This window comes from Nocardia sp. NPDC052566 (genome assembly GCF_044547285.1).
Lineage (GTDB): Bacteria > Actinomycetota > Actinomycetes > Mycobacteriales > Mycobacteriaceae > Nocardia.
The window spans coordinates 881,672-895,130 of sequence record NZ_JBIUAF010000004.1 but is presented as its reverse complement, the minus strand read 5'-3'; the positions used below and the strand labels follow the sequence as shown (position 1 = coordinate 895,130).

The following is a 13,459-nucleotide window of genomic DNA, read 5'->3' as shown; positions in this document are numbered from 1 at the left end:
CCTTTCCTTCCGTCAACCCGGGTACCCACTCATGCGACGGATACACCTTCGCACGACCGGAGCGTCGGTCGATTGTCTCAGACCCGGCCCATAATTCGGCAATTCCCGGGTGCAGGCATCGTACGGCGCGTCGTCAGATGACGCCGTCGAGTTCACGCAAAAGGGCGGCTTTGCCCTTGGCTCCGACGATTTGCTTGACCGGCTTACCGCCGCGGAACAGCATCATAGTCGGCAGCGAGAGAATCTTGTAATCGCGGGCCGTCTCCGGGTTGTTGTCCACGTCGATCTTCGCGACGACCAGCTTGTCCGCGTGCGTGCCCGCGATCTCCTCCAGCACCGGGGCGACCATCTTGCACGGGCCGCACCAGTCGGCCCAGAAGTCGACGAGGACGGGCTTCTCGTTGAGCAGCACGTCGTCGGCGAAGGTCTTGTCGGTAACGGTGACCGTGTTTGCGGACATCGGGTTTCTCCTTGGGGGTGGTGCGAAATCAGTTGGCGGACCTGGCATGAGCGGTCAGGCCCGGAGGCGGAAGCTTGCGTGACCACGCAGGGCCCCGCTCATGCCACATCAGACGACAGCGATCGGCTGCCCGGCGTGGTCGAGCGTGTTCGTGGTGATGTCACCCTGCTCGGCCAGCCAGCGCTCGGCGTCGATCGCGGCGCGGCAGCCGGTGCCCGCGGCGGTGATCGCCTGCCGGTAGGTGTGGTCGACCAGATCGCCCGCGGCGAAGACGCCGGGCACCTTGGTCGCGGTGGAGGGATGTACGACCTGGACGTAGCCCTCGTCGTCGAGCTCCACCTGGCCGTTGACCAGCTCACTGCGCGGATCGTGGCCGATGGCGACGAACAGGCCGGTCGCGGCCAGTTCGGAGGTTTCGCCGGTGTGGGTGTCGCGCAGGGTCAGGCTGGTGACGCTGGTGTCGCCGTTCACCGCGGCGACCTCGGCGTTGAGCACGAACTTGATCTTCTCGTTGGCCTTGGCCCGCTCCAGCATGATCCGGGAGGCGCGGAACTCCTCGCGGCGGTGCACGATGGTGACGCTCGCGGCGAACTTGGTCAGGAAGGTGGCCTCCTCCATGGCGGAGTCGCCGCCGCCGACCACCACGATGTCCTGGCCCTTGAAGAAGAAGCCGTCGCAGGTGGCGCAGGCGCTCACGCCGCGGCCGAGCAGCTTCTGCTCACCGGGGACGTTCAGGTAGCGCGCGGCCGAGCCCATGGCGAGGATCACGGCGTAGGCCTGGTAGGTCTCGTCGCCGACGGTGACCGTCTTGATCGGGCCGGACAGGTCGATGGCGTCCACGTCCTCGGTACGGATGTCGGCGCCGAACCGCTTGGCCTGCTCGCGCATCTCCTCCATCAGGTCGGGGCCCATGATCCCCTCGCGGAAGCCGGGGAAGTTCTCCACCTCGGTGGTGGTCATCAGCGCGCCACCGAACTGAGTGCCCTCGAAGAGCAGCGGCTGGAGCTCGGCACGGGCCGCGTACACGGCGGCGGTGTAGCCGGCAGGCCCGGAGCCGACAATGATCAGGTCGCGAACTGGCGTGCTCATGGGACCCTTCCGAGAGATATTGCGGGAGACAGGACGATCAACAACAGCGTAAACGCACTTGTTCCCGAGCGGTCTGGCCGCTCGGCCGAAGCGCAAGGGTTGTTGTGACCGTGAATTCTTTTCAGCCGATGTCGGTCTGGGTGAGGATTTGTGGATCCCCTGTCGTGCAACCGGTTCCGACGATCAGTGCGGTGATCTTGTGCGGGCTCGGCCCGGTGAGCAGGATCAGCACGGCGTCTTTGCCCCGGTAGGTCCAGTTCGACGAGCCGAGGACGGTGCGGTCGAGGCCGGTGGCGTGCACGCAGCGGTTGAGCGCGGCCTGCCCGGCCAGCGGGCCGGTGACGTCGCTGCGGCCGAGCGCGCTCAGCGCCGCGGCGGAGCTCAGCTCCTCGCCGGGGGCGAGCGTGCCGGTGGTCGGTTGCGCGGTGGAGCTGACCTCGTTGCCGCGCAGTGCGGTCACGGCGAACGCCACGCCCGCGGAGACCACTACAGCGGCCGCCGCCGCGGCGAGCCAGCGCATCGGGTGCCGCCGCCGGCTCGGTACCGTGGCGGAAACCGTTGGCTCCTCGGCGAATTCGAGACGCCGAGATGCCGAGGGAGCGGACGGCAATTGGTAGACGGTGGCGACGCGCTCGGTCGGCCCCTCGGAGAAATCCAGCTCCTCGACGAACCGCTCCAGCCGGGCGAGCACATCGCCGGGCATCGGATGAATGATGCGCTCGTCGCGGCCGAGCTCGCGCAATTCGGCGCTGACATCGTCGAGCGAATGCAGGAAGCGCAGCGCCTCCGGATCGCGGCGGACCGAGGGCCACAGCTGTTTGCCCTGCTCAGGAGTCACGTTATCGGCGTGTAGATCGGCAAGCAGCTCCGGTGAGAACGGGGGCTGCGGCACGGACCGGGTCGCCATCGCACCTCCGTTGGTCTCATCTGACTGCGCGATTCCCGAATAGGAGTCTGCACGTACATCGCCTAGTAGTTCGTCACTATTAATGACGCATCTCAACTACTTCCGGTTCCCCGGATCCCGCAGAAATTCCAATCGTTCTTTCAGCCGCTGCCGCGCGCGGGCACATCGGCTCTTGATCGTCCCCTCCGGAACACCGAGCATCGCCGCGGCCTCCGTCACGCTATACCCCTCCAGATCGATCGCGACCAGCGCGGTCCGCTGTTCGGCAGGTAGCGAGAACAGGGCGCGATCGACGACGAGTGACATCTCCAGCTCGGCGAAGTCGTCGCGCTCGTCGCTCGGCTCCGGCATGGTCTCCGGTGACAGCGAGACGGCCTTGCGGGTCTTGTTGCGCCGGATCCGGTCCAGGCAGGCGTTCACCACGATCGCGTGCAGCCAGCTGCGCACCTCGGCCTCGCCGCGGAACGAGCCGGCGGTGCGGTGCGCGGAAAGCAGTGCGTCCTGCAGTGAATCGGCGGCGTCCTCGCGGGTGTAGGAGGTGCGAAGCGCGATCTGCCACAGATGATCGTGATGCCTGCGCAGCAATTCGGCGAAGGCGTGCTTGCGGCCATCGACATGGGCGCGCAGCAGTTCGATATCGCTGAGTTCGTCGAGCACGAACGAGCGTTCGCGGTACGCGCCCGAGCGCGTCATCCCCCCGCGTAAATCGTTCACTTCCGACGACAAAAGCCAACCCCTTGGACAGCGCTCACGGCGGCGACAGACCGATCGACCATCGCCGATTGTTTCGCAGCATCCAGGATCGAAACCCAGATCCCGGGAAGCTCCCCTGCGAGAGCGCGAGGCCGATCATAACGTCCGCGACGAATCGGCAGCAACCAGACCGAAAAGTATTCGGCGGGTAGTGGAAGGCGGGAATCTCGACGCCGGGAGGAGACACGGCGGAGGCAGAAAGGTGGCGCTGAGGCCGGTGGTGGAGCCGCTCGCGCGGTTACGGCGCGGCGTCGAACCTGAGGTCGGAGATGGCCGTCTGGAATCTACCGCCGGAGTTGCCCAAGCCGGTGATCCAGACGAGCACGTAGCGCGCGGCCTGGTCGGCGCGGACGGGGATCTCGGTGACGCCGTCCCCTAGTCGGGCCGTGCCGATCAGCTGGGTCTGATCCAGCGTCGGCGAATCGGTGGGCGAGGTGCGGATCTCCACGGTGGTACCCGGGCTCGGCGAAGTGATCGCGACATTCGTCAGCTTCGCCGGGCTCGGTAGCGTCGCTAGTAGGCCGACACCTTTCTTCAACGCCGGGAACTGCTGGAAATACTGATCGGTGCGCCATGCGGTGACCGGATCGTTGTCCAGCACCGCGCCGACACCGCCGACGCTGTCCGGCGTGCCCTCCGGGGAGAACACCGAGACACCGGTCACCGGCACCGGCACGCCGCCGGAGGCGGGCGTGCTCGGGCCGGGTGGCGCCGCGGGCGCGGGGGTCGCGTTGGTGGTGAGGCCGATATTGCGCTGTTCGTTCAGCGGCGCCTCCGAGGCGCCCGGCGCGAACACACTGACCATCCACCAGATCACGATGCCGACCACCAGGGCGGCCAGTATGCCTAGGCCGACCATGATCCACATCATCCGCTGCGACCGTTCCCGTTCCGCCGCAAGAAGTTCGGGATCCGCCAGCGAGTCATCGGCTTCCGCGCCGTAGGCCCGCTGTGCCGGTCGTTGACCTAGACGTAGGACGGGGATGAAGTCGGTCTTCTGATCGACTACCGACGCCTGCTCCAGCACGTGCTGGACGGTGGCGGCGGTACGCACGCCCTTGTTCGATTCCAGCGAGCGCACCGCGACCGCCGAGATCTCGAAGGGCACCTCGGGCCGGATCTGACGCGGTTCGATCGGCGTGCCGTCCGGGCCGAAATCGGCAAGGCGCAGGCCGCCGACGGTGGCGGCGGTGCCGGTGAGCCCGCCGGAGCGGATCGGCCAGCGCGCGGTGATCAGCGCGTAGAGCATCGCGCCGAGTCCGCGCACATCGGACTGCGCGTCGGAATCGGACAGGGTGCCGGGGAAGGCGAGCACCGCGTCGCCGGAGGCGCTGATGCGCACCCGGTCCGGATGATCGATGGACAGCGAACCGCCGCCGCGATGCGCTAGCTCGGCGGCCGAGGCCAGCGCCCGAATCGCACGCGCGGCGCCGATCGGCGACGGCACCGTTTCCGCCATCTCGCGTAGGGAACGGCCCGGGGTCCACTCCGCGACCACGATGCCGCCGGAGCTGCCGCGCACCACATCGAGTACGCGGGCCAGGCCGGGCGAGTTGATCCGGCCGAGGCGCAGGGTGCGCGACAGGATGGCCTGCGGGCCGTCGTGGCCGGAGTTCTCGGTGGCCTTCTGGTCCGCGTCGACGAAGGTGAGCGCGACCTCGCGGTCGAGTTTGATATCGAGTGCCTGCCAGAACCGCAGACCGCGCGCGCCGCCGTGGCCGGCGAGCAGCCGGTAGCGGCCGCCCGCGACGGAGGCGCCGGGAATCAGCTTGGGACCGCGCGGAATTCGGCGCGCGCCCAGGTTCTCCCCGCCCATCGGCGGCAGCACCGGCGCGGCCACCGGCAGCATGCCGGTGTCGTACATGGGATCGCGGGGCGGTGCCTGATCGACCTCCGGCTCCGGCGCGTCGGGCGCCTGCGGCGGACCGGGATCGGCCGGCTGCTTCGCGTACGCGGGATCCGATGCCTCTCCGGCGGCCGGCGGGACGTCCGTGGAGAGCCCGCCTGCCATGGTCGCAGAAGAATCGGCGGCCGGGACGCCGCCCACCGCGTCGTCGCTCACCCTCGGTCCTCCTTCGCCCTGATGTGTCGCGGTTCCGGCGAATTCGCCACTTGTGCTTCTCTGCCGAACAGGGTACGGGAACTCACGCACCCGGGTGTTGTCAACGGCGTCGGGTCGGATCACGGGTAGCACCATCGTTTGGGTGTCCATGTACGGGTCGAACGTCGGGTACCCATAGAGATCGGGGCGACGCATGACCTGCGTGGCGTAGACGTCCTCGACCGGGGTCTCGAGATCGAGATCCGGTGCGGGCGGGGTGAAGCCGAGCCTGCGCGAGATCGCCACCGTGAGCCCGACGATCTCCGGAATGCCCGCGAGGCGCATGAGGCCGAACGCCACGGCGAACATGATGATCGCCGACAGCGCCACCCTGATCAGCGCGCCGGGGCCGCCGTGCAGCCGTTCGATGCCGAGCACCCGGTCCGCGATCATCATGACCGCGCCGCCCGCCAGCGAGGCGAGCACGACCCTGGTCACCGTGCGGCCGACGTTGGTCATCCGCAGATCGCCGAGACTGCGGTGCAGCAGGTAGCCGCCGATGACGGCGCCCGCCGCGTAGCCGAGTCCGTTGGCGAAGCCGAGGATGATGACCACCGTGTCACTGGAACTCGCGACGAACGGGGCCAGCGCCGAGAACAGGATCTTGACCGCGGTGATGCCGAGGACGATCCAGGTCGGCGTCCATGCCTGTCCGCGAGCGTAGAAGACCCGCAGATGAATCAGCACCAGCGCGTAGGGAATCAGCGCGAACGCGGACCAGCTCACCGCCGAGCCGAGCCGCTCGGCGTCACCGGCGAAGCGCGCATAGCCGAACAGCGCCTCGCCGATCTGCGGGCCTGCCAGCGTCATGAAGGCGACGACAGGGACGAGGGAGATCATGGTGAGCCTGGTGGCGACGCCGAGATCGTCCACCACCGCGGGCGTGTCGTCGTTGGCGGCGTTGCGGCTCAGCCGCGGCATGATCGCGGTCAGCAGCGTGACGCCGAGAACGCCGTAGGGCACCTGCAGCAGTAGCCACGCGTTCGAGTAGATCGCGGGTCCGGCCTCGTCGGCGGCCGAGGAGATGTGGTTCGCGACGATCAGCCCGACCTGGCTGATGAACACGTACAGGATGATGGCCGTGCCCATTTTGCCGAACTGCTTGAGCCGCGCGTCGATACCCCACAGCGGCCGCAGATCGATGCCGTGACGGCGGATCGCGGGCAGCACGCTCAGTGCCTGGGTGGCCACGCCCGCGGTGATGCCGAGGCCGAGGACCAGCAGTTTCGGATCACTCATCCGTACCGGGTCGAGTGTGATCTCGCCAGGGGTCAGCGCGTAGACCGCGAGCACGACGAGCACGACGAGGTTGTTCAGCACCGGCGCCCACGCGCCCGGTTTGAACGCCTGCCTGGTGTTCAGGATGGCCGTCAGCAGCGCGGACATGCCGTAGAACAGGATCGCGGGCAGCAGCAGGAAGGTCAGCGCGGTGGTGAGCTGGGTGTTCACCTTGCCGTCGGAGGACAGGAAGACGTGCGAGGCGAGCAGCGGCGCGGCGGCCATCGCCAGCACGGTGGCGATCAGCAGCACCGTGCACGCGGCGGTGACCAGCCTGCGCACGAAGGCGACACCGCCGTCGGCGTCCTCCTCCTCGGCGCGGACCAGCGTCGGTACCACCATCGCGGTGAGTACGGCGCCGAGCACCAGCTCGGTGATCATGTTCGGGATCAGGTTGGCCGAGGTGAACGCGCTCGCGATGGCAGGCCCGAGCACCGTCAGCAGCAGCAGCTGTTTACCGAAGCCGGTGATCCGGCTGATCAGTGTGGCGACCGCGATGGAACCGGAGTCCTTGAGCAGCTGGGCATTCGAGCTCGGCTTCGGCGCGGGCGTCGTCTTGGGCAGCGCGCCGGTGGCGATCCGGTCGGCGGGCGATTCGGCGCGCTCGACCAGTGGACGCTGCGGGGCCTGCCGCCGCTGCGGCGGATATTGCTGCTGCACAGGCGGATACGGCCTGGGCGGTGTGGTGCCCGCGGGACGCGGTGGCGCGTAGCGCGGTGGGGGTACGTGGCTCGGCTGTCCCTGGGGCGGCCCCGGCGGTACCGGGCGCGGCCTGCCGGGTGGCGGGCCTGCGGGGTACTGCTGCTGACCGGGATGCGGCCGGGGGCCGGGACGCTGCGGCGGCGCCGGTTGGCGCGGAATCGGTCCCGAAGGCGGTGGCGGCAGGCGCTGACCTGGCCGCTGCTGCGGCGGTGGTCCCGGCTGCCGTGGTGCGCGCGGCGGCTGCCCACGATACGGATCGCCGGGGTTCACGCCGGATTCCTCGGGCGCCTCGGCCTGCGGTGGCGCCACCTGTCGTTCCCACGGTGCGGCGGGCGCCCGGCGGATCGGTGGTCCGTCGGGGCGCTCTGCTGGTTGAGGGCGCTCTGCTGGTTGAGGGCGCTCTGCTGGTCGGGAGTGATCAGCTGGTCGGGGGCGATGAGCGGAATATTCATCGTCGCTCATCGTGCCTCCTGAATACCGTGGTACCGCCGCACCTGGTCGATCGGATGAGCGTTTCTCGCGTGTCGCTCATCCCTGCCCCTCCAGTGTGCTGCGCACTCGATTGTTCCGTACCGTGCGCAACCGTGTCTGCCGGTGTGTCTGCTGCCCTGGTGAAAAGCCGTTCGTGAGGGGCCGATCCGGTCCCTCACACGTCCTCCAGGTGCTGCTCCTGCTGCCGAAGCACTCGTTGCCGCGCACGCCTATACCTGTTCACCCTGCGCCTGGTGCCAGGGTCGAATCCCTCGTCGGCCGGATCCGGCTGTCCGCGGAACCGGCGCCACAGACGGCGCCCGGCCAACAGGAACAGCAGCAATCCGGCACATGCCGTAATTATTGCCAACGCTTGACCGTAGGCGTTCGAACGCACCGAGACCGAGGTGCCGTCGCCGAGGGGAGTCCCGTCCGGCGTGGTAAGGGAAATCGGAATGACCAGGTTACGGCTGTCGCTGACCTCGGTCGGAATCTGGAACGAGCGCGTTCCGGTCGCCGGGAGGATCTGCTCACCGATATCGGTGATCTTCGTCTCGGCGGGCGCCTCGATCTTGAACTCGACCCGGATGGCGACCGGCAGCTTGTTGCGCGCGACCAGCAGCAGTGGGCTCTGCTCGGAGGCGAGCGTGTACACACCGCCCGGCGGCAGCACGGTGACCGATCGATACAGGTCATCCAGCTTCTTGGTGGTCTGATCGAGCCTGCGCTGGGCGAAGGTATCCGGTTGCGTCGCATCGCCGGTGCGGCGATCCGACAGGGTGAGCGCCCGGACCAGATCGTCGCGCAGTGGCGTGACGAATTCACGTGGCGTCGGATAGGCCTCCGGGACCTCGACCAGCGCGCGCTGCAGCTCGGTGATCCGCTTGGCCTGATCACGGACCGGCGGCACGAAGCGGTCGGGCACCGCGTCCGCTCCGGCCTGGGGCAGGTAGTCCAGTTCATACGGCTGCGGATCCGGCGGCTGGGCGAGCAGGTCGGCGAACGAGCGCGGGGTCGCCAGGTTGCCGCGGATCAGCAGTTCGACCTGGCGCAGCAGCGCGGTCGCCTCGTCCCGGTTGGCGCCCCACTGCTGCGGCGGCACCAGCAGCAGCGAACGCGGGCGGTTCGGCTGCGGGTTCAGCGCGTTCCAGGAGATCGCGCCGAGCGCGTCTTGCAGCCGGGCGCTGCGGGAATCGATGGTGACGTCGTAGCGGACCCTGGCCGGGGTGAACGACGGCGTCGGCGGGTTCGAGCCGACCGCGGCCAGCGCGGTCGCCGACCAGATGTCGAACGTCGCCGCGCGCAGAGCGGGATCGGCGGGCGGTGCGGGGGGCGTGCCCGGCGGCGTGGCCTCGGGGGTGGGCGTCTCCGGTGCGACCGGCGGCGCGGTGATCGCGGGTAGCCGGACCACATCCGGCGCGGCCGGTTCGACGGCGTTGGCGTTCGTGCTCGCCTGCGCTGCGGTGCTCTGGTTGCCCGCGCTTCCCGAACCGCTGGAGCTTCCGGTGCGTCCCGAGGTCGGCTGCTGCTCGCGGGTGCCCGCGGTGCCCTCGGGCGCGACCGCGGTATCGGCGAGGATCGCGGTGCCGAAACCGTGGCCGCGCAACAACGTCGCGGCGCTGTCGTCGATGCTGCCCGAATCCGGCAGGCTCACCCCGCGCACCGAACGGGTGGCCAGGATCTGGTCGACGATGTCGGCGGGCGCGTTGAGCCCGCGCGCGGACAGGTCCGGATCGTTGACCGCGGCCAGCGCGTTCAGATCGACCTGCGCGAACGGCAGCGCCACCGTGCACACCGTCGAGGCGAGCGAGCGCAACCGATCCAGCCAGGTCTGGGCCTGGCTCGCCCCGGTGCCCTGCCTGGTCGCGCCGTCCGGATCGGACGGGCTGGCGAGCACGCGATAGCCGCGGGTCATGGCCTGCGCGGTGAGCAGCAGGTCGGGGTCGACGGCCACGCAGACCGAGGAGGCGAGCACCCGCTCGCGGCCGCTGTTCTGGCCGAGCACCGCTTCGAGCGCGCCGAGCAGCTGATCGAGCCGCCCGCCCTTGCCCAGCGAGGCCGCGAGTTCGTCGTCGGTCAGCTCGGCGTGGCCGTCCACCGTGCCCGGCCTGCCCGCGACCATGCGCGGCCGATCGGCCAGCGGCCACAGCATGGTCGTCGCCACGGGCGCGTCGGTCGGCGCCTGCACCGGCTGCGCCGCGTCACCGCCGCCCGACGCGGGCGGCAGGCCGAGCACCGGCAGCAGGAATCGCGCGTCGTCGAGGCGGGCCTGGGTGCCGTACGCCGGTTCCCCGTTGACGTTCAACAGCAGCGGGTACACACCGGGTTTGGTGATATCGAGCGAGGAACTCGCGCCGCGTCCGCCGCCCGCCCGCAACGCGATGCTCAGCGTGAACTGCTTGCGCTGCCCCGGCGACAGCCGCTGCGCGACATCCTCGAACTGCCCGACCACGTCGTAGTTGACCTGATCCAGGCGCAGCGTCGCGCGCAGCGCGCTCGGATTGGTCACGGCGGCGGCGCGCTGGATGCGGATGCTGATGTCGTCGACCACCCGGTCGCCGATATTGGTCACCGTGCCGGACACGGTGAGCAGCGGATCGCTGCTGCTCGTCACCGCCGTCGGTGTCACCGAATCAAGGGAGAGTTTCAGGAATTTCGGCGTCGACGGTGCACCGGTTCCGGTCGGCTGCCCGGCCGCGAGCGCGGGCAGGGTCAGCGCCGAGCCGAGGATGGTCAGGACCGCCACGACAATCCGGAACAGTCCTTCTCTCATCGCTTGCCGGTCTCCATCCGGTCGATCAGCCGATTCGCCACCTCTGCCAGCCGCCGTTCGTCGGCGTAGGCCAATCGAGAATCCAGTTCGCTCAACGGGACCCACGCGACCTGGGTGACCTCCACGTCGGCGTCGGACAGCTCACCGCCGACCGAACGCAGTAAGTAATGATGCACGGTCTTGTGTACCCTGCGCCCGTCGGTGACGAACCAGTAATCGATGCTGCCGAGTTCGGCGACCACCACACCGTTGATGCCGGTCTCCTCGGCGACCTCGCGGATCGCGGTCTGCTCGGCGGTCTCGCCCTCTTCGATATGTCCTTTGGGTAGCGACCACAACAGCCGTCCGCGCCGGTCGGTACGTCCGATCAGTGCGGCACTGCGTTGGTCGGACGGCCCGTCGAGGCCGTCGACCACCAGCCCACCCGCGGAGGTTTCGCGGACCGTGCGCATACGTGGTTTCGCCGCGCTGGCGGCCGAACCGCGGCGCCGAGGCTGGCGGCGTCGACTGTTCGCGCGATCGGCCGGAGACACCAAGCAATCCTACTGTGCGCTGGAATGTCGCTTGCCCTGGCTCGGTAAGCTGCTGATTCGTGGTTTCGCCCCGTTCCGAGGATGCAGCAGTATCCGATGCAGCCCAGTCCCCCTCCGAGGATCGGCGTACCCGTCTGCTCGCCGCGGCCGCGGTCACGCTCGGTCAGCTGTCCGATGTGCTGACGCCGCTCGGCGAATTGTTCGCCGCGCGTGGGCATGAGCTGTATCTCGTCGGCGGCAGCGTCCGCGACGCGGTGCTCGGCAGGCTCGGCACCGATCTCGACTTCACCACCGACGCCAGGCCGGAAGTGGTGCAGGAGATCATCCGCGGCTGGGCCGACCACCTCTGGGACACCGGCGGGCTCGCCTTCGGCACGGTGAGCGCGGCCAAGGGGGATCAGCAGCTGGAGATCACCACCTTCCGCAGCGACAGCTACGACCGGGTCTCGCGCAATCCGCAGGTCACCTTCGGTGATTCGCTCGAGGGCGATCTGATCCGCCGCGATTTCACCGTCAACGCGATGGCGGTGCGGATCGGCGCCGAGGGGCAGCTCGAATTCGTCGACCCGCTCGGCGGAATGGACGCGCTGCTCGAGGGCATGCTGGATACCCCTGCGGCGCCGGAGGATTCGTTCAACGACGATCCGCTGCGCATGCTGCGCGCCGCGCGGTTCGTCGCCCAGCTCGGCTTCGCACTGCATCCGCGGGTGCGCGCCGCGATCACCGCGATGGCGGGCGAGCTGGAGCGGATCACCGCCGAACGGGTCCGCGCGGAGCTGGACAAGCTGATCGCGGCCCAGCATCCGATCGACGGCATCAACATCATGTGCGAGACCGGGCTTGCCCAGCTGGTGCTGCCCGAGGTGCCCGCGATGAAGCTGGAGATCGACGAGCATCACCAGCACAAGGACGTCTACTGGCATTCGCTGACGGTGCTCGAGCAGGCCATCGATCAGGAAGAGGGCGATCCGGATCTGGTGCTGCGCTGGGCCGCGCTGCTGCACGACATCGGCAAACCCGACACCAAGCGCAACGAGCCGGGCGGCGGCGTCAGCTTCCACCATCACGAGGTGGTCGGCGCGAAGATGGTGCGCAGGCGGATGAAGGCGCTCAAGTACCCCAAGCAGTTCACCGAGGACGTGTCCCGGCTCGTGTTCCTGCACTTGCGTTTTCACGGCTACGGCAAGGGGCAGTGGACCGATTCCGCGGTGCGCCGCTACGTCACCGACGCAGGCGAGCTGCTACCGCGCCTGCACAAGCTGGTCCGCGCCGACTGCACGACACGCAACAAGCGCCGCGCCGCCGCACTGCGCGCGACCTATGACGAGCTCGAACAGCGCATCGCGCTATTGCAGCAGCAGGAGGATCTGGAGCGGGTGCGCCCCGATCTGGACGGCAACGCGATCATGGAACTGCTCGGCCTGCCGCCGGGGCCCGCGGTCGGCAAGGCGTGGAAGTTCCTCAAGGAGCTGCGGCTCGATCGCGGTCCGCTGAGCCGCGACGAGGCGGAGGCCGCGCTGCTGGAATGGTGGAAGTCGCAGGGCTGAGCCGGATTTCGCTCAGAACACGATCAGCGTGGTGCCCGCGACGATGGCGGCGCGGATCTGCGCCAGATCGAATGAGCCGACGATCTCCGGCAATTCGATCCGGAACCGCACCAGATCGCCGTCGCGTGCCGCGCTGACCACCCGCGCGTCGTTCGGCAGGTTCGTCAGCCGGGCGCTCGGCACGGTGATCAGTCGTCGCGGCATGCGGATGCCGAGCCAGTTCGCCCGGCGAATATCGATGGTGAGCCGGTTGTCGGTGATCGAGCCGTCGACGAGCGCGGTCAGCTTGCGGCGGCGGTGCCGCGCCTCGATCAGCCCGGTGTGGTGCACGCTCAGCGTCCAGTCCGGCTGCTGCGTGTTCAGCCAGCCGGCCAGCGCCGCGGTGGTGACCGTGCCGTCCATATCCAGTTGGGACGTGCGGACCTTGGTCGGCACGCCCGGAATCATCCGGACACCGTGCGCGATGACGGTGAGCGCCTCGATCGGGTGATGGTCCCAGCGCAGCAGCGACAGCACGGTCTTGGTCTGGAAATGCGCGCCGCGCCTGCGCACCTTCAATACCTGCAGCGTCGCGTGCAAATCGTGGCCGAGCAGCGTCGCGCTGACCTCTTGGCCGCCGAATCGGCTGAGGATGCCTTCGCTGAGGACGGTCATCAGCACATCGGGCATGAGCGCCGTGACCGCGCCCGCACCGAGATCGGCCACCGGATCCACCCAGGCGGTGGTGACGGAAACCCACTGCTCCAGCCAGGACTGGTCGTACAGGCGCCGACCGAAATCCACTGCCCGTAGCGGCGACCAGGACTTCGGGTCGAAATACATCGCCATGATTGATCCGAGCGTAC

General features: G+C 68.8%; 9 protein-coding genes. 1 reads left to right on the top strand and 8 read right to left on the bottom strand.

Going from position 1 to position 13,459, the window contains the following annotated elements; all coding sequences use genetic code 11:
- Positions 1-133 precede the first annotated feature (133 nt).
- The 7 genes from trxA to ACIG5A_RS23880 form a co-directional block, all read right to left on the bottom strand.
- Positions 134-460 (bottom strand): thioredoxin, encoded by a 327-nt coding sequence (gene trxA / locus ACIG5A_RS23910; protein WP_397243509.1) that lies wholly within the window; start codon positions 458-460, stop codon positions 134-136.
- Positions 461-568: 108 nt separating this feature from the next.
- Positions 569-1,549, bottom strand: coding sequence for a thioredoxin-disulfide reductase (trxB, locus tag ACIG5A_RS23905; protein WP_397243507.1), 981 nt, complete (start codon positions 1,547-1,549; stop codon positions 569-571).
- A gap of 121 nt (positions 1,550-1,670) precedes the next feature.
- Complete coding sequence (locus ACIG5A_RS23900; RefSeq protein ID WP_397243505.1) at positions 1,671-2,456, bottom strand: hypothetical protein; 786 nt, start codon at positions 2,454-2,456, stop codon at positions 1,671-1,673.
- Between the two features lie 96 nt (positions 2,457-2,552).
- A complete protein-coding gene (gene sigM / locus ACIG5A_RS23895) occupies positions 2,553-3,149 on the bottom strand; it encodes an RNA polymerase sigma factor SigM (protein ID WP_397243503.1) in 597 nt (198 codons plus the stop codon).
- 298 nt (positions 3,150-3,447) lie between these two features.
- The gene (locus ACIG5A_RS23890) at positions 3,448-7,167 is read right to left on the bottom strand and encodes a murein biosynthesis integral membrane protein MurJ (RefSeq protein ID WP_397243990.1); all 3,720 of its coding nucleotides are present in this window, start codon (positions 7,165-7,167) and stop codon (positions 3,448-3,450) included.
- 769 nt (positions 7,168-7,936) lie between these two features.
- Positions 7,937-10,534, bottom strand: a complete 2,598-nt coding sequence (locus ACIG5A_RS23885; protein WP_397243501.1) for a hypothetical protein — start codon at positions 10,532-10,534, stop codon at positions 7,937-7,939.
- Complete coding sequence (locus ACIG5A_RS23880; protein ID WP_397243499.1) at positions 10,531-11,067, bottom strand: NUDIX hydrolase; 537 nt, start codon at positions 11,065-11,067, stop codon at positions 10,531-10,533. The genes ACIG5A_RS23885 and ACIG5A_RS23880 overlap by 4 nt, the downstream gene beginning before the upstream one ends.
- A 59-nt stretch (positions 11,068-11,126) precedes the next feature.
- Here ACIG5A_RS23880 and ACIG5A_RS23875 point away from each other — a divergent pair, with 59 nt between their 5' ends.
- Positions 11,127-12,614, top strand: a complete 1,488-nt coding sequence (locus tag ACIG5A_RS23875; protein WP_397243497.1) for a CCA tRNA nucleotidyltransferase — start codon at positions 11,127-11,129, stop codon at positions 12,612-12,614.
- 12 nt (positions 12,615-12,626) lie between these two features.
- Here the strand turns inward: ACIG5A_RS23875 and ACIG5A_RS23870 are convergent, their stop codons facing one another.
- The gene (locus ACIG5A_RS23870; protein WP_397243495.1) at positions 12,627-13,442 is read right to left on the bottom strand and encodes a hypothetical protein; all 816 of its coding nucleotides are present in this window, start codon (positions 13,440-13,442) and stop codon (positions 12,627-12,629) included.
- Between the last annotated feature and the right edge of the window lie 17 nt (positions 13,443-13,459).

What these genes read in the sequence shown, in the direction of transcription:
- trxA (WP_397243509.1), bottom strand. Translation starts at nt 460, where the DNA reads ATGTCCGCAAACACGGTCACCGTTACCGACAAGACCTTCGCCGACGAC.
- trxB (WP_397243507.1), bottom strand. Translation starts at nt 1,549, where the DNA reads ATGAGCACGCCAGTTCGCGACCTGATCATTGTCGGCTCCGGGCCTGCC.
- ACIG5A_RS23900 (WP_397243505.1), bottom strand. Translation starts at nt 2,456, where the DNA reads ATGGCGACCCGGTCCGTGCCGCAGCCCCCGTTCTCACCGGAGCTGCTT.
- sigM (WP_397243503.1), bottom strand. Translation starts at nt 3,149, where the DNA reads ATGACGCGCTCGGGCGCGTACCGCGAACGCTCGTTCGTGCTCGACGAA.
- ACIG5A_RS23885 (WP_397243501.1), bottom strand. Translation starts at nt 10,534, where the DNA reads ATGAGAGAAGGACTGTTCCGGATTGTCGTGGCGGTCCTGACCATCCTC.
- ACIG5A_RS23870 (WP_397243495.1), bottom strand. Translation starts at nt 13,442, where the DNA reads ATGGCGATGTATTTCGACCCGAAGTCCTGGTCGCCGCTACGGGCAGTG.